Source organism: Microbacterium sp. NPDC057944 (assembly GCF_042887445.1).
GTDB classification, from domain to species: Bacteria; Actinomycetota; Actinomycetes; order Actinomycetales; family Microbacteriaceae; genus Microbacterium; species Microbacterium natoriense.
Genome location: NZ_JBHVPJ010000001.1, coordinates 631,639 through 646,476, shown reverse-complemented (window position 1 = coordinate 646,476; position 14,838 = coordinate 631,639). Strand labels below are relative to the sequence as shown.

Annotated in this window: 12 protein-coding genes and 1 riboswitch; of the genes, 3 read left to right on the top strand and 9 right to left on the bottom strand. The window is 70.2% G+C overall.

All coding sequences use genetic code 11. The features are described from left to right. On the bottom strand, positions 1 to 135 hold the full coding sequence (locus ACFVRO_RS02845; RefSeq protein ID WP_258132733.1) for a hypothetical protein: 135 nt from the start codon (positions 133 to 135) through the stop codon (positions 1 to 3). Continuing rightward, a complete protein-coding gene (gene purL / locus ACFVRO_RS02840) occupies positions 132 to 2,462 on the bottom strand; it encodes a phosphoribosylformylglycinamidine synthase subunit PurL (protein ID WP_386949025.1) in 2,331 nt (776 codons plus the stop codon). Before purL ends, ACFVRO_RS02845 begins: the two co-directional genes overlap by 4 nt. Before the next feature lie 579 nt (positions 2,463 to 3,041). Here purL and ACFVRO_RS02835 point away from each other — a divergent pair. Next, positions 3,042 to 6,080, top strand: a complete 3,039-nt coding sequence (locus ACFVRO_RS02835; protein WP_386951583.1) for a carbohydrate binding domain-containing protein — start codon at positions 3,042 to 3,044, stop codon at positions 6,078 to 6,080. 245 nt (positions 6,081 to 6,325) lie between these two features. Here the strand turns inward: ACFVRO_RS02835 and ACFVRO_RS02830 are convergent, their stop codons facing one another. Next, complete coding sequence (locus ACFVRO_RS02830) at positions 6,326 to 7,279, bottom strand: helix-turn-helix transcriptional regulator (protein WP_386949022.1); 954 nt, start codon at positions 7,277 to 7,279, stop codon at positions 6,326 to 6,328. A gap of 98 nt (positions 7,280 to 7,377) precedes the next feature. On the opposite strand from ACFVRO_RS02830, the gene ACFVRO_RS02825 reads away from it, so the two are divergent. Further along, a complete protein-coding gene (locus ACFVRO_RS02825) occupies positions 7,378 to 7,827 on the top strand; it encodes a VOC family protein (protein ID WP_386949019.1) in 450 nt (149 codons plus the stop codon). Between the two features lie 272 nt (positions 7,828 to 8,099). Here the strand turns inward: ACFVRO_RS02825 and ACFVRO_RS02820 are convergent, their stop codons facing one another. The 4 genes from ACFVRO_RS02820 to ACFVRO_RS02805 all read right to left on the bottom strand — a co-directional run bounded on the left by ACFVRO_RS02820 (position 8,100) and on the right by ACFVRO_RS02805 (position 11,664). After that, positions 8,100 to 8,966, bottom strand: a complete 867-nt coding sequence (locus ACFVRO_RS02820) for a transporter substrate-binding domain-containing protein (RefSeq protein WP_386949016.1) — start codon at positions 8,964 to 8,966, stop codon at positions 8,100 to 8,102. A 132-nt stretch (positions 8,967 to 9,098) separates the two neighbouring features. Further along, positions 9,099 to 9,950: a helix-turn-helix domain-containing protein gene (locus ACFVRO_RS02815; RefSeq protein WP_386949013.1), complete on the bottom strand. Its 852-nt coding sequence runs from the start codon at positions 9,948 to 9,950 to the stop codon at positions 9,099 to 9,101. Continuing rightward, on the bottom strand, positions 9,947 to 10,750 hold the full coding sequence (locus ACFVRO_RS02810; protein WP_386949011.1) for an amino acid ABC transporter ATP-binding protein: 804 nt from the start codon (positions 10,748 to 10,750) through the stop codon (positions 9,947 to 9,949). The genes ACFVRO_RS02815 and ACFVRO_RS02810 overlap by 4 nt, the downstream gene beginning before the upstream one ends. Then, positions 10,747 to 11,664 (bottom strand): amino acid ABC transporter permease, encoded by a 918-nt coding sequence (locus ACFVRO_RS02805; protein ID WP_386949009.1) that lies wholly within the window; start codon positions 11,662 to 11,664, stop codon positions 10,747 to 10,749. The genes ACFVRO_RS02810 and ACFVRO_RS02805 overlap by 4 nt, the downstream gene beginning before the upstream one ends. A 176-nt stretch (positions 11,665 to 11,840) precedes the next feature. On the opposite strand from ACFVRO_RS02805, the gene ACFVRO_RS02800 reads away from it, so the two are divergent. Continuing rightward, positions 11,841 to 12,314: a hypothetical protein gene (locus tag ACFVRO_RS02800; protein ID WP_223587351.1), complete on the top strand. Its 474-nt coding sequence runs from the start codon at positions 11,841 to 11,843 to the stop codon at positions 12,312 to 12,314. Positions 12,315 to 12,398: 84 nt separating this feature from the next. On the opposite strand, the gene ACFVRO_RS02795 is transcribed toward ACFVRO_RS02800, so the two are convergent. Then, entirely contained in the window at positions 12,399 to 13,679 is a 1,281-nt protein-coding gene (locus tag ACFVRO_RS02795) for an MFS transporter (protein WP_386949007.1), read from the bottom strand. Continuing rightward, a riboswitch (TPP riboswitch) is annotated at positions 13,674 to 13,780 on the bottom strand. Its footprint overlaps the gene before it by 6 nt. Next, positions 13,737 to 14,699 (bottom strand): class I SAM-dependent methyltransferase, encoded by a 963-nt coding sequence (locus ACFVRO_RS02790; protein WP_386949004.1) that lies wholly within the window; start codon positions 14,697 to 14,699, stop codon positions 13,737 to 13,739. It overlaps the preceding riboswitch by 44 nt. Positions 14,700 to 14,838: the final 139 nt, after the last annotated feature.

The following is a 14,838-nucleotide window of genomic DNA, read 5'->3' as shown; positions in this document are numbered from 1 at the left end:
TCAGCCGAAGAGCAGCGTCAGGACGGTCGCGCCGCCGCCGCCGAGGATCAGCGCGATGATGACCGTCCAGGCCACGATGCGGACGCGCCGGTTGCGGCGGACGTCGAGGTCGCCGTAGTCGCTGTCGTCGGTCATGCGACCGGCTCCGCGACGGTCGGGCCGAAGGCCGCGGGAAGGGTGGCCTGCGAGCGCTCGCGCAGCTCGGCGGCCGAGACGGTGAAGACGCCCTGCACTTCGAGCTGAGGCTCGCTGTCGGTCACGCCGATACGCGCGACCGGGTAGCCGCGACCCTCGCACAGCCCGCGGAACTTCACGTCGTCCTCGCGGGGGACGGTCACGAGCACGCGACCGGTCGACTCCGAGAAGAGGGCGGATGCCGCGTCCACGCCGTCGCGCTCGATGATCTCGTTCAGCCAGACGCGCGCGCCGACGCCGAAGCGCATGACGCCCTCGGCGAGGGCCTGAGCCAGACCGCCCTCGGAGACGTCGTGCGCCGAGGAGATCAGCCACTCGTCGCGCGCGGCGGCGAGGAGACCGGCCAGGCGCTTCTCGCCGGCGAGGTCGACCTTCGGGGGCAGGCCGCCGAGGTGCTGGTGCACCACATCGGCCCACGCCGAGCCGGAGAGCTCGGTCGCGGTCGTGCCGAGCAGGTAGATGTTCTGGCCCTCGTCCTGCCACCCCGAGGGGATGCGGCGGGAGACGTCGTCGATGATGCCGAGCACGCCCACGAGCGGGGTCGGGTGGATCGGCACGTCGCCGGTCTGGTTGTAGAACGAAACGTTGCCGCCGGTCACCGGGGTGCCCAGCTCGTAGCATCCGTCGGCGAGACCGTCGACGGTCTGGCCGAACTGCCACATGACCTCGGGGTTCTCGGGGGAGCCGAAGTTCAGGCAGTCCGTGATCGCGGTGGGCACGGCGCCGGTGACGGCGACGTTGCGGTACGCCTCGGCGAGGGCCAGCTGCGCGCCCGCGTACGGGTCGAGCTGGCAGTAGCGGCCGTTCGCGTCGGTCGAGATCGCGAAGCCCAGGCCCGACTCCTCGTCGACGCGGATCATGCCGGCGTCGTCGGGGAACGCGAGGGCCGTGTTGCCGAGCACGTAGTAGTCGTACTGGTTCGTGATCCAGCGGGTGTCGGCGAGGTTCGGGCTCGCGACGAGATCGAGGAACTGCGACCGCAGCACGTCGGCGTCGTTCGAGCGGGGCAGGTTCTCGGCGGCATCCGCCTGGAGTGCGTCGATCCACGTCGGGTACGCGACCGGACGGTCGTAGACGGGACCGTCGACCGCGACGGTCGAGGGGTCGACGTCGACGATGCGCTCGCCCTGCCAGTCGATGATGAGGCGGCCGTCTCCGGTGACCTCGCCGAGCACCGAGGTCTCGACGTCCCACTTCTTCACGACCGCGAGGAACGCGTCGAGCTTCTCGGGAGCGACGATCGCCATCATGCGCTCCTGCGACTCCGACATGAGGATCTCCTCAGCGGTCAGCGTGGGGTCGCGCAGCAGCACGTTGTCGAGCGACACCTTCATGCCGCTATTGCCGTTGGCCGCGAGCTCGCTCGTGGCGCACGAGATGCCGGCGGCACCCAGATCTTGGATCGCCTCGACGAGCTCGTCGCGGTAGAGCTCGAGGCAGCACTCGATGAGCACCTTCTCGGCGAACGGGTCGCCGACCTGCACCGCGGGGCGCTTGGTCGGGCCGGTGGAGTCGAAGGAATCGGAGGCCAGGATGCTGGCGCCGCCGATGCCGTCGCCACCCGTGCGGGCGCCGAACAGCACGACCTTGTTGCCCACGCCGGTCGCGTTGGCGAGCTTGAGGTCTTCGTGGCGCAGGACGCCGACCGCGAGGGCGTTGACGAGCGGGTTGGCCTGGTAGACGGAGTCGAAGACCGTCTCACCGCCGATGTTCGGCAGGCCGAGGCAGTTGCCGTAGAAGCTGATGCCGCTGGTCACGCCGTGCACGACGCGGGCGGTGTCGGGGTGGTCGATCGCGCCGAAGCGCAGGGCGTCCATGACCGCGACCGGGCGTGCGCCCATCGAGATGATGTCGCGGACGATGCCGCCGACGCCGGTCGCCGCACCCTGGAAGGGCTCGATGAACGAGGGGTGGTTGTGCGACTCGGCCTTGAAGGTGACGGCCCAGCCCTCGCCGACGTCGATGACGCCCGCGTTCTGGCCCATGCCCACCATGAGGCGTTCCTTCATCTCGTCGGAGACCTTCTGGCCGAAGCGGCGCAGGTAGTTCTTCGACGACTTGTAGGAGCAGTGCTCCGACCACATCACCGAGTACATCGCCAGCTCGCCCGAGGTGGGGCGGCGGCCCAGGATCTCCTTGATGCGCGCGTACTCGTCGTCCTTGAGTCCGAGGGCCGCGTAGGGCTGCTCCTTCTCGGGAGTCGCGATCGCGTTCTCGACGGAGTCGGGAACGTGCGTGTGGGCGGTGGCTTCGGGGGCGTTGGTCACGCGCACTCCTCAGGAAGGGGGCCGGCGGGCGATCCCATTCTACCGGGCGTGCGAGCCCCCTTCCCTCGCGGGGTCAGTGCCCTGAGGGGTCGCGAAGTGCGGCATCGCGGGGCGTGCATCCGACGTTCTCCGACCCCTCGCGCCGCAGAGGTGGGAGGGAAGGTCACGAGAACGTCACAGGATTCTCATCGAGGGTTGCCAGAACTCTCTGTTACCGGTAACTTTCGAAGCGTCCCCAGACGCACGTCCCCGCACCGTGCGATGCGCGCACGATGGCCGTGCGCTCGGATCTCGAGGAGGAGAACGCCAGGGAGACTCGCCTTGGGCCGCGCATCGGCGGCCAGTGCGGGATCGAGCTCTCAGAACCGACGCAGGACCGGCCTTCCGCAGCGACCCCCAAGACGCTGCGTCGGCCGGCGACATCCCCGCTTCGCCCGAGGCCGATCGCAGGCTCCGTCCATCGACGGGAGCCGCTGCTTTCGTGCGCCCTCGAGCGATCGACAGCAAGGAGTGAGACACGTGAGACCAGAAGTCAGATCGGGCCGGAGACGGCTACCGGGCGCTCGCGCCGCGGCGGTGATGGGCGTGACCGCGCTCATCGCCTCGTCCGTGACCGCGGTGGGCATCAGTGGCGCCGCCTACGCGGCGCCGACCAGCATCATCCAGAACGGGACGTTCGAGAGCGGGATCTCCGGATGGAGCGCCCCGCTCGGCGGCACCCTCTCGCAGAGCACCGACGCCAAGTCCGGCACCAAGTCCCTCGCCATCAGCGGACGCACCTCGTTCCAGTCGGGGCCGACGGCCACCGTCACCGGGCTGCTGTCGACCGACGCGTCCTACGACCTGAACCTCTCGCTGAAGTTCGACACCGGGCGGGCGACGCAGAACTTCAACATCGTCCTGTGCACGTCGTCGCGCAGCCGTTGCGACGTCGTCGCGTCGACCACGGCGACCGCGGGACAGTGGGCGAGCGTGCAGAAGACGTTCACCCCGCTGACCTCGGACTACGACATCCTCTTCGTCGAGACGCCCTGGAACACCGACATCCAGTCGTTCGTGATCGACGACGTCTCCCTCACCACCGACGACGGCGGCCCCGCCGTCGTCGAGCCGCCCGCCGTGCCGGGCAACCTGCTGCCGGACGGCCGTTTCGTCTCCGGATTCACGGGATGGACGAACACCCGCGGCGGCACGCTCGCTCTCAGCGACGACGCCGCGAGCGGCGCGCACTCCCTGCAGGTGACGGGGCGCGAGAACACCCAGTCCGGTCCGTTCGCGAGCGTCGCGGACAAGATCGAGCTCGGCGCCTCCTACCGGCTCACCGGCAAGCTCAAGTACGACGAGGGCAACGCCACCCAGCAGTTCAACTTCACGTTCTGCCCCACGAACTTCAACGGATGCGCCGACTACGGTCACACGTTCACGAAGGGCGAGTGGGGGTCGTTCTCGCAGGAGTTCACGGCCGAGGCGAAGCACGTCGCCGCGGGCTGGCTCTTCGTCGAGACGCCCTGGGGATCGAGTGCGCTGCAGGACTTCAAGGTCGACGAGCTGTCGCTCGTGAAGATCGCCGACGCCCCTGAAGGGCCGGAGTTCACCAGCCTCGAGAAGGTGCAGACCAAGCCGGTCGGCGACCACAACCCGCTCGTCGGCCACAAGTTCGGAGCCGACCCGCACCACCTCATCTACAACGGCCGTCTCTACATCTACTCGACCGACGACACGCAGCAGTACGAGCTGAACAGCAAGGACGCCAACGGGCTTCCGACGCAGTCGAACGGGTACGGCGGCATCACCCGCCTCAACGTCATGTCGACCAGCGACATGGTCAACTGGGTCGACCACGGCAGCATCCCGATCGCCCGTGAGGGCGGAGCGGCTCCGTGGTCGAGGAACTCCTGGGCTCCCGCCGCGATCGAGAAGGACGGCAAGGTCTACCTCTACTTCTGCGACAGCGGAACCGGCACCGCGGTGGTCGTGGGCGGCTCGCCGCTCGGCCCGTGGAACGACCCGCTGGGCAAGAAGATCATCCCCGACACCGTGTCTCGTGACTACATCGCCGGCGGCGGATTCCCCGCGGGCATGTGGCTCTTCGACCCCGAGGTGTTCATCGACGACGACGGCCAGGGCTACCTGTACTTCGGCGGCAACTCCCAGATCGGTACCGCGCCGAACGTGCAGGGACCGCAGAACCCGAAGTCGACCCGCGTGGTCAAGCTGAAGGACGACATGGTCACCCTCGACGGCGACCCGGTCGAGATCGACGGCCCCGGCATGTTCGAGGCCTCGAGCATGTTCAAGCGCGGCGACACGTACTACTACTCCTACTCGTCGAACTTCCAGGTCAACGAGGTGCCGGGGCAGTACCCGTCGCGCGGCGGCATCGCGTACATGATGACCGACGACCCGATGAAGCTCGGATCGTCGGAGTACGCGGGTGTGGCGTTCCAGAACCAGGGCACGTTCTTCGGAGCGGGCAACGGCGGCAACAATCACTCCGACATGTTCACCTACAAGGGCGAGACGTACTTCACGTATCACGCGCAGACGCGCGGCGCGGCGTGGGCGGCGGCGCTCGGAACCCCCGGGGCGACCCAGGGCTACCGCTCGGTGCACATCGACAAGCTGGAGTTCAACGCCGACGGGACGATCAAGCCGATCGTCGGCACGCGTGCCGGTGTCGCGCAGGTCGAGAGCTTCGACCCGTACCGCACGTTCGAGGCGGAGACGCTGGCCTGGCAGCTCGGCATCAGCACGGCCAAGACGGATGCCGCATCCGTCGAGTTCCCCGAGCACAACGGCGGGGGCAACATGGTGCTGTCGGGTGTCGATGACGGCGACTTCGCCGGTGTCTCCGGCGTCGACTTCGGCTCCGGCGCGAAGACGGTGTCGGCGCGCGTGAAGCCGATCGTCGAGGGCGGCAGCATCCAGGTGCGTCTCGACGACGTCGACGGACAGGTCGTCGCGGAGATCCCGGTCGACGGAACCGTCGGCGAGTGGACCACCGTCCAGGCCGACGTGACCGGAGCCGCCGGAGAGCACGACGTGTTCTTCGTCTTCGCGGCTCCCGAGGGCGCCGACGCCGATGCCGACCTGTTCGAGGTCGACAACTGGGCGTTCACGCCGGTCGACGACGGCCCCGGCGCCGAGCTCGTCGCCCAGCTGTCGCGCACCGAGGTCGCCGCGGGCGGATCGGTGACGCTCACGGCATCCGGGGTTCCGTCGGAGGCGGTCGAGATCGGGATCGAGAGCACGTACCGTGCGCTCGCGAACGTCGAGGTCTCCGAGGGCGCGCTCGACATCGCCCTGGTGATCCCCGCCGACATCGAGCCCGGTGCGCATCACATCGTGATCCGCGACGGTGAGACCGAGCTCGCGAGGCTCGCGCTCACGGTCACGGCGGCCGGGACCGGTACAGCCGGAGCCGGCGGCGGCGCCGGCGGCTCGGGCACGGCGGCGGGGACGGGCAGCGGGACTGGCGGCACGCTGGCGAACACCGGTGGCGACGCCGGTGCGGCGGCGAACGCGGCCCTGCTCGGTGCGCTGCTGATGGCGCTCGGAGCGGGCGCGTGGATGACGCACCGTCGCCGCCGCGCGCTCGGCGCCACCGAGAGCGAGTGACCGCAGCATCCTGATCGCAGCATCCTGAACGCATCGCCCCGTCCGCATCCCGCGGGCGGGGCGATGCTCGTTCCTCGGTCGTGAGGGGTCGTGAAGCGCCGCATCCACGCCCCTTGACGCGGCACTTCGTGGCCCCTCAGCCTGCGGGTGGGCGTGGGGTGTGCGGGGCGGTGGGCGCGCGCGTGGGGCGTGGGGGCGTGGGGTGTGTGGGGCGGGGCGTGGGCGTGGGGAGCGCTCGGGGCGAGCTAGCGCGGGGATGCCGCGGCGGCGAGGCGAGCGGTGAGCGTCTGCGCGGCGACGCGGAGCTCCTCGGGGCCCACGACGGTGAACGGGGCGTCGAACCTCATCACCGACGCGAGCACGCCGACCCAGGACCACGACCCGACGGTGACCTGGCACGAGCGTTCGTCGCGGGGCTGCACCGTGCCGTCGGAGCCGATCCACACCGCGACCTCGCGCGCCGGCAGCGCGATCACGACCTCCCCGACGCAGGGCCAGCGGTCCTCGGCATCCGAGCCCTTGGCGCGTGCGGCGAGATAGGTGCGCGCATCCCCCGCGGGAAGCGGCCGCGGGGTGAACGACGGGCCGGTCGGGATGCGCGGCCGCATCCGATCGAGGCGGAAGATGCGCCAGTCGTCGGCATCCAGATCCCACGCGAGCAGGTACCAGCGGTTCTCCCGCGCGACGATCTCGTGCGGCTCGGTGCGCCGCGCCGGCCGGTCGTCATCGGCGCCGTAGTCGAAGCGCAGCACCTTCCGGTCGCGCACGGCCGCGCTCGCCGCCTCCAGCACGGCGGCATCGACCCTGGTCTCGTTCCCCGTGCCGGAGAAACGGATGCCGTCGACCCGGTGCCGCAGTCGGGAGGGCATCACCTGACGGACGGTGGCGAGGGCGCGCGCGGCTCCTTCGTCGATGTCGATGCCGCTCGACGGGGCGTTCTGCAGAGCGACGGCGATCGCGACGGCCTGGTCGTCGTCGAACAGCAGCGGCGGCAGCTCGGAACCCGCAGCCAGGCGGTAGCCCCCGTCTGGGCCCTTGATCGCGGAGATGCGGTAGCCGAGTTCGCGCAGCCGCTCGACGTCGCGCCGCACGGTGCGCGGGCTCACGTCGAGGCGGCCGGCGAGCACGCTCCCCGGCCAGTCGCGCGACGTCTGCAGCAGCGACAGCAGGGCGAGCATGCGGGAGGAGCTGCCGGTCATTCCCCCATTCTCTTCCGAGTAGAGGACAGAAACAGACCTCTTCTGCGGGAATCGTGGTCGTAGACGGCACTCGGCCGTCGCCGATCCGAGGAGACACCATGACCATCACCACCACCACGCACCTCAACTTCCGCGGCACTGCACGCCAGGCGCTGGAGTTCTACCGCTCCGTGTTCGGCGGCGAGATCGCGCTCGCCACCTACGGGGAGTTCGGGATGCCGGCCGATGCTCCCGGCGCTGACCGCCTCGTGTTCGGAGAGCTGGACGGCGGCGGCATCCGTCTCATGGCCTACGACATCCCCGGCCTCGACGACGCCTCCGCGACCGCGGGCGAGACGCGGAGGGAGAACGGTCTGACCATCACCGATCGCCCGTTCTTCCAGTCGCTGCGGGCCACGTCGCTCGACGAGCTCACCGGATACTGGGACGCCCTCGCTGTGGGCGCCGAGGTGGTCGAGCCGCTCGCGGCATCCGCGTGGTCCGCCGGATTCGGCATGCTCACCGACCGCTTCGGCGTCACGTGGGTTCTCGACGTGCGCGCTTCCTGAGCGCGCTCGCCCCGCGCCCCGAACGGCGGCTCGCGCCTCGCGCCCGCGCCCGCGCCTTGCGCCCGCGCCTCAAGCGGCAGTGAGGAGTCAGAGATCGCGGCATCCGACCGTCCGGATCCGACGTTCTCTGACTCCTCACCACGTGCACGCTCACGCGCACGCTCAGCACGCACGCTCAGCACGCACGCTCAGCAAGCAAGCAAGCAAGCAAGCAAGCAAGCAAGCAAGCAAGCAAGCAAGCAAGTACGCTCACGCACGCGCCGCGCGACGCGCTACTTCTGGAGGTTGACGCCGGGGGCGGCGGGCTCGATGCCGTAGGGGGCGAACAGCTCGGCGGTGGTGCCGTCGTCGTAGAGCGTCGTCATCGCGGCGAGCACGGCGTCGATCAGCGCCTTCTTCTGCGTGTTCATCATGCTGCCGACATAGAAGCCGCCGTCGAAGGGGTCGCCGACGAGCGCCTTGTTCGCGCCCTGGCTGATGGCGTACTCCGCGGCGGGGACGCTCTGGATGCCGAGATCCGTGCGACCGGATTCGAGGGCCAGCTCGGCGTCCTGCTGCGTCGGGTACTCGGTGACGGTCAGCGGCTCGGCCCCGTCCTTCGTGCACTGCTCCGACAGGGCGGTCGCGTAGGCGACGTCGGTGGTGCCGCGGATCGTGGCGACCGAGTGGCCGCAGGCATCCGCCTGCTCCGAGAACTCGCCCGCCCTGCCCGCGGTGGTGATGAGGGTGGCCTGCTCCTTCATGAAGTCGATGAAGGTGCCTGCGGCCTGCCGCTCCGCGGTGTCGTAGAGGCTGCCGCCGAAGATGTCGTAGCGCCCGGCGGCGACGCCGGTGATGCCGCCCTCCCACGCGACGGGCACGTACTCGACCTCGACGCCGAGCTCGTCGGCGACGGCGTCGAGCAGGTCCTTCGTGATGCCGGAGACGGGGACGTTGTCGTCATCGGCGATGTAGTACGGCGCGTCGGGCAGCACGAGGCCCACGGTGAGCACGCCGGGGGTGATGAGCTCGGAGAGGGCGGGGTCGGCGCTCTCTCCCGACGGGCCGGCGGCGGCGCCTGACCCGCAGCCGGCGAGCAGCAGGGCGAGCGCGGAGGCGGAGGCGGAGGCGGCGAGGGTGAGACGGGTTCGGGTGATCATTCAGGACTCCTTCGTACTGAGATGCGGCGGGATGCTGTCAGCGTAGGAATCGCGGGATGCCGCCGACGAGGGACCCAGAGCGGGAGGGCTGGCACATTTCGCGGGGCGTCCGCCGAGGGCGGGGCCCCGCGCTCAGGCCGCGGAGATGTGGTCGCGCTGGAGGTCGCGGAACCGCGACGGGGTCATCCCGACCTCGCGGCGGAAGAAGCGGGAGAAGTACGACGCGTCGTCGAAGCCGAGCTCCCTGGCGATCTGGGCGCAGCTGAAGTCCGAGCGGGCGAGGAGGCGCTGGGCCTCGTACACGACGGCCTCGCGGAGGATCTCCCCCGGCGGTCGTCCGGTTGCGGTCGAGACGACCTCGCTGAGATGGCCGGGGGTGACGGACAGCTCCCTGGCGCACTCGGCGACCGTGCGGAGCGTGCCGCGGCTCTCGCGCGCGAGGCGCTCGAACTGGGCGGCGAGTCCGTCGGCGACCGTGCCGGACGACACGTACCGGCCGCACAGCACGAGCAGGGCGGTGAGGAGGCTGCGGATCGCCAACTCGTGCCCGGGGGCGCGCTGCCGCTGCTCGACGTCGAGCTGCGCGAGGAGGGAGTCGATGCGCGCAGCGGACGCGGGGTCGGGGTGCCACTTGCCCGACAGTGGCGCCCACTCTCCGGGGCCGCCCCTGCCGAGGAGCAGCTCGGGGCGGAACAGCACGAGGGCGCCGTCGGTCTCGACCTCGCCGCGCTCCCAGTGGTGCATCTGCCCTGCGGCGACGATGAAGAGGTCGCCGGGTTCGGCGGTGTGCTCCTGGAAGTCGATGACGTGGCGACCGGAGCCGGCGCTGAGCCAGGCGAGCTCCACGAAGTCGTGGCGGTGCGGCACCTCCGCCCACGGACCGGGGCCCTGGGTGCGGAGGTCGGCGAGCAGGAACAGCCCTCCCGCCGCGGCCATCGTGGCGTCGATGGAGTGCAGAGGAGGGCGGCCTTGCGCGACGGTCACGGCTGGAGCCCGACGTCTTCCGGCTGGGGAGACAGGGTGCCCGTGCTGCGCAGGAACGAGGCCGTGCGGGGCGAGGTCGGGCGCGCGAGGACCTGGGCCGCCGGCCCCTTCTCGACGATCACGCCGCCTTCCATGAACACCACCGTATCGGCTACCTCCCTGGCGAAGGAGATCTCGTGGGTCACGACGAGCATCGTCATCCCGGCATCCGCGAGCGATCGCATGACCTGCAGCACCTCGCCGACCAGCTCGGGGTCGAGCGCCGAGGTCGGCTCGTCGAAGAGCATGAGAGACGGGCGCATCGCGAGGGCGCGGGCGATCGCGACGCGCTGCTGCTGGCCGCCGGAGAGCTGGGCCGGATGCTTGTCGGCGTGCTGCCCGAGTCCGACGCGGTCGAGGAGGGCGCGGGCGTGCTGCTCGGCATCCCTCCTCGGCTCCTTCAGGACCCTGATCGGACCGATCGTCACGTTCTCCAGCGCCGTCAGGTGAGGGAAGAGGTTGAACTGCTGGAACACCATGCCCATGCGGCGGCGGACCCTGCTGGTCTGGCGGTCGCCGGTCTCGACGAGGTGCTCGCCCTCGACCGCGCAGCCGACGAGCTCGTCCTCGACGAGGACGATGCCGGCGTCGAGGGGTTCGAGATGGTTGATGCAGCGCAGCAGCGTCGACTTGCCGCCGCCGGAGGGTCCGATGATGCAGATGACCTCGCCGGGGGCGACGTCGAGGTCGATGGATTCGAGGATCGTGGTGCCGTGGAAGGCCTTGCGTAGTCCGCGCAGGGTGAGGGCGTTGCCGGTCACAGTGCGGCCTCCTTCGCGATCGCGACGCGTCGTCTCGAGCGGTCGACGGACCGTTCGAGGAAGTACTGTCCGATGCTCGCCGCGGTGACCAGCACCAGGTACCAGAGCGAGGCGACGACAAGCAGGGGGATGACCTGGTAGTTCTGTCCGTAGATCTGCTGGGCCTGGGTCATGAGGTCGCCTCCGCCGATCACCGAGACGATCGACGTCGCCTTGAGGATGTCGATGAACTGGTTGCCCAGAGGGGGCAGGATGACGCGGATCGCCTGCGGGATCACGATGCGGCACTGTGCACCGAGCGTCGTCATGCCCAGCGCCTTCGCGGCATCCGTCTGGCCGGGAGGCACCGCGAGGAACCCGCCGCGTACGACCTCGGCCATGTAGGCGGCGGTGTGCAGCACCAGCCCGATGAGCGCAGCGAGGAAGGGGGTGACGATGGCGTTCGTCTCTCCGCCGATCACGATGCCCCATGCGGGGATGCGGATGCCGATGAACGGCAGCAGCAGCGCGAGGTTGAACCAGAAGACGAGCTGGACGAGCAGCGGGGTGCCGCGGAAGATCCACACGTAGCCGGTGACGAGGACGGTGAGCACGGGGTTGCCGGCCTGGCGCATGACGGCGAGGAGCACGCCCAGCAGGAGGCCGATCACGAAGGTCAGCACCGTGAACACGAGGGTGAGGAGCACGCCGCTGAGGATGCGCGGGTTGAAGAGGTAGTCGCCGACGACGGGCCAGCTCAGAGCGGGTGCGCTGACGACGGTCCAGCCGATCGCGAGGGCGACGGCGCCGAAGAGGACGGCGGGGATCCAGCGGCTGAGGATGCGGGGCTTGCGGCGCAGGGGGAGGCCGACGAGCCGGTCCAGGTCGGGGAGGGTGCGCTGCGCGTCGTCGGACAGCACGTTCGGTGAGGTCATGTCGAACATTGTCGTGCGGGCGGGGAGGGTGCGGGGAAGGTACCCCGCGGACGTACCAGGACAGGCGATGGAAGTCCCTGGTCGGGGCGTCGGACGGGTACCTAGCGTCGAAGGCGGCGGCATCCGCATCCCCTGATCTCGGCGATGCGGGCCGCCCGATCTGAAAGGAAGCAGTCGTGACAGCGAAGTACGAGCACCTGTTCGTCCGGCACATGCAGGACACCACCGACGACCTCGTGAACGAGGGCGCCATCGGCACCGGAGAGCCCCGCCCCGCCCACATCGGCGACGCGTTCGCCCTGATGCGCGCGGCGGACGTCCCCGGAGCGAAGGTCCACATGACCTACTCGTGGATCAACCCCACCGACGAGCCCAGCCACTGGGTCAACGAGCACGAGCACGACTACGACGAAGTGCTCATCTGGACCGGGTCCGACCCGGAGAACCCGCACGACCTCGGCGGCGAACTGCTGATCGACCTCGACGGCGAGACGTACTCGGTCACGACGTCGGGTGCGCTGTACATCCCGGCCGGGCTGCGCCACTGCCCTCTCGACTTCAAGAGCGTGACGCGTCCCATCCGGTTCAGTGCGCTCTCGCTGTCGGGCGACGGCAACTACAGCTCCGACGAGAACGTCCCGAAGGACTGACCCGGGGTATCCGGGCCGTGAGGAGTCAGAGATCGCGGCATCCGACCGTCCGGATCCGACGTTCTCTGACTCCTCACGCGTCGCTCACTCCAGAGCTGCGGTCCGATCCGGCTCGGGGCCGAGGAGCGCACCGATCACGAGGAGAGCGGATGCCGCGGCGAGCACGGCCATGACCGCCGCGACCGGGCCGAGTGTGCTCTGCAACCAGGGCAGCCAGAACGGGAAGAGCGCCGGCACGACGAGGGACAGCGAGTACCCGACCCCGTAGCCGCTCGACCGCACGGCGGAGGGGAAGCGCTCGGCGAGGTACGCGCCCACCGGACCGTAGGCCGAGACCGTGACGATCTGCACGACGGTCACCGCGAGCACGGCGGCGACGCCCTGCGAGGTCAGTGCCCACGCGAAGGCGAGGGGTGCGGCGACGAGCGCCCCCGCACCGAAGACCACGAAGAAGCGTCTCCGTCCGATCCGCTGCGAGAGCGCGCCGGCGGAGAGCATCGCGGCTGCCGAGACGAGGGTCGCGATCAGCATGATGAACGGGACGGTCGTCGGTCCGACCTGCGGCGCCTCGCGCAGCATCCCGGTGAGCACGGGGATCGCCATCTGGGTGAACAGCCAGAGCCCGGTCATCAGCACGAACACCTGCCACAGCTGGCGGCGGAACGGACCGATGAGGATGGCGGTGAGCGGACGTGCGCGGCGGGCGCCGTTCGTCGGGATCGGGGCGTCGTCGACGCCGGCGACGTAGTACCAGAGCATCGCCGCGGCGAGCAGCGCGCCGGCGATGAACGGCATCCGCCACCCCCAGCCGGCGTAGGCGTCGGGTCCGAGCACCTGGACGAGGGTCAGCGTGAGCCCGGCGATGAACGCGTTGGCGAGGGGTGACATGGCCATGATGCCGCCGCTGAGCAGGCCGCGCCGGCGCGGGGCGGTCCACTCCATGGCGAGGGGGATCGCCGCGGAGTACTCGCCGCCGAGGAAGACGCCGCCGACGAAGCGCAGGGCCACGAAGGCCCACAGGGTCGCCGCGCCGCCGACGTCGTGGGTGGGGATCAGGGCGATCAGCAGCGTCGTGATCGCGATGCCGGTGATCGCCGCCGTGGTGGTTCTCGTTCGTCCGTGACGGTCGGCGAGGCTCCCGAAGATCGCGGCGCCGAGCGGACGTCCGAGCAGAGTGGCGACGAAGATCAGGCCCGTCTGGGCGGCGGCCGCATCGGGACCCAGCACGATCGCGGCGGCGGGGGCGAGGGCGATGACCGGTAGGAAGATGTCGACCTGGTCGACGAAGTTGCCGAGCAGTCCGCCGCGGACGGCGTTGCGGGCTCGAGAGGGGGAGACGGTGGGCTCGGCGATGAGGCGCGACATATGGCTCGACTTCCTACGGCGGCATGACCCGCATCAGGTATGACGGTCGGCGCGGCGTCAGCGCCCTCTCAGCCCCTGCCGGGACTCCCATGGTTGAGGGAAGTCTAGGGGAGGGGCACAGCCCCCCGGTCGTTGAGCGAGCGCAGCGAGACGAAACGTTCGCTCGTCGCTCGTCGCTCGTCGCTCGTCGCCCGTTCGCCCGTCGCGCGTCAGCCCGAGGCCGTGACGACGTGCGCCTGGATCCGCCCCCGCACCTCGCCGTCGCCGAAACGGGCGGCGATCGCGGCGGCTGCCCGCACCGTCGCCTCCGCGAGGGCCGACGGGGTCCCGCGCCTCGATCTCGCCGCGCAGGGGTGTGCCCTGGCAGTACGCGGTCGCCGCGACGAGGGCCGACGGTGCGACGCTCTGCGCGGTCACGGTGTCGATCGTGACAGTGGTGAAGCCGGCATCCCGCACCTCCTGCTCGATCAGGGCGACGTCGTGATAGCCGTGCGGGGTGCGGGCCATGAAGCGCGGAGGGTCGGCGGGGAACATCGCCGCGAGCGCGTGCCCCACCTCGTCGGCGAAGTCGTTCCTCTCGATCGCGTCCCAGACGGCGAACATGAAGCTCCCGCCGGGTTCGAGCACCCGTCGCGCCTCGCGGTAGGCGCGCCTGCGGTCGGGGAAGAACATCGCCCCGAACTGGCACAGCACCAGGTCGAAGGCGCCGTCGTCGAAGGGCAGGTCCTGCGCGTCGGCGGTCTGCCAGCGCAGCCGCGGATCGGGCAGGACGGATGCCGCGTAGTCCAGCATCGGCGCGCTCAGATCGGTCGCGACATAGGCCGAGCCGGCGGGCAGCAGCGGCAGCAGGAATCGCGGGACGACGCCCGTTCCGGCCGCGGTCTCCAACACCCGTCGCGGCTCCAGCGCCGCCGCCCGGCGCGCGACATCGGCCGCATAGGGCTCGAAGATCAGCGGCACCATGTAGCGGTCGTAGTTCTCAGGGATGGACCCGGAGAAGATGCTGTCGGGAACGGGCATCAGTGCACCTCTGAGGTGAGGGTACGCCTGAGTGGGGGAGTGCGGTAGGGGGCCTGTGGTGGCGACCGAGGCGGAGCAGGATCCTATTGTGGTTCCAAGGCTGATTCATCTGTAACGTCGGTGGAGTAACTGTGCGCCG

What these genes read in the sequence shown, in the direction of transcription:
- ACFVRO_RS02820 (WP_386949016.1), bottom strand. Translation starts at nt 8,966, where the DNA reads ATGATCACCCGAACCCGTCTCACCCTCGCCGCCTCCGCCTCCGCCTCC.
- ACFVRO_RS02795 (WP_386949007.1), bottom strand. Translation starts at nt 13,679, where the DNA reads ATGTCGCGCCTCATCGCCGAGCCCACCGTCTCCCCCTCTCGAGCCCGC.
- ACFVRO_RS02825 (WP_386949019.1), top strand. Translation starts at nt 7,378, where the DNA reads ATGACCATCACCACCACCACGCACCTCAACTTCCGCGGCACTGCACGC.
- ACFVRO_RS02830 (WP_386949022.1), bottom strand. Translation starts at nt 7,279, where the DNA reads ATGACCGGCAGCTCCTCCCGCATGCTCGCCCTGCTGTCGCTGCTGCAG.
- ACFVRO_RS02835 (WP_386951583.1), top strand. Translation starts at nt 3,042, where the DNA reads ATGGGCGTGACCGCGCTCATCGCCTCGTCCGTGACCGCGGTGGGCATC.
- ACFVRO_RS02790 (WP_386949004.1), bottom strand. Translation starts at nt 14,699, where the DNA reads ATGCCCGTTCCCGACAGCATCTTCTCCGGGTCCATCCCTGAGAACTAC.
- ACFVRO_RS02805 (WP_386949009.1), bottom strand. Translation starts at nt 11,664, where the DNA reads ATGACCTCACCGAACGTGCTGTCCGACGACGCGCAGCGCACCCTCCCC.
- ACFVRO_RS02845 (WP_258132733.1), bottom strand. Translation starts at nt 135, where the DNA reads ATGACCGACGACAGCGACTACGGCGACCTCGACGTCCGCCGCAACCGG.